This window comes from Gordonia sp. DT218, assembly GCF_049847105.1.
GTDB lineage: Bacteria > Actinomycetota > Actinomycetes > Mycobacteriales > Mycobacteriaceae > Gordonia.
On the sequence record NZ_JBNCNS010000019.1, the window covers coordinates 1 to 648 of the forward strand.

1 pseudogene is annotated in these 648 nt (G+C 68.5%); it reads left to right on the forward strand.

Annotation, left to right across the window (positions count from 1 at the left end):
- A pseudogene (locus ACPXCG_RS23965) lies at positions 1 to 648 on the forward strand (HNH endonuclease); the annotation flags it as partial.

Below are 648 nucleotides of genomic sequence, written 5' to 3' on the forward strand. Positions count from 1 at the left end.
CCGGTCGATCCCGTCGACCCCGTCGAGCCGGTCGATCCCATCGATCCCAAGGACCCGGTCGATCCCGCGGACCCGTTCGAGCCGGTCGATGTGGTGGACCCAGGCAGTGCCTCCGTCGTCGACGCAGCGAGCCCGCCGACCTGGACACTCATGTCCGATCCCACCGGCCTCGAGGTACCGCGACTGCGCGGCTACGGAGCCATCGACCCCGCACTGGCCGAGAGACTGGCCGAGCACGCCACCCTCATCACCCCACCCGCCACCGGCCACCGCCGACCCTCCGGACTGATCGTGGTCACCGGCGAGCGTGGACCCGCCCCACCGGTCGACCCCACCGGCCACGGCGGCTTCGACCACCCACCACCCGGCGCACTCACCTACACACCATCACGACGACTCCGCGACCACATCCTGCGCACCGACCTGTGGTGCCGATACCCGATGTGCAGCAAACCATCCCACGAATGCGAACTCGACCACCTCGTCAAATACCACCACGCCGACCCACACATCGGCGGCTGGACCCTGCCCGACAACATCATCCCGCTCTGCCGCCCCGACCACCACCGCAAACACCTGGCGATCTGGCTCCCCACCATGCACACCGACCGCACCATCACCTGGCACAACCCCACAACCGGACAGGAA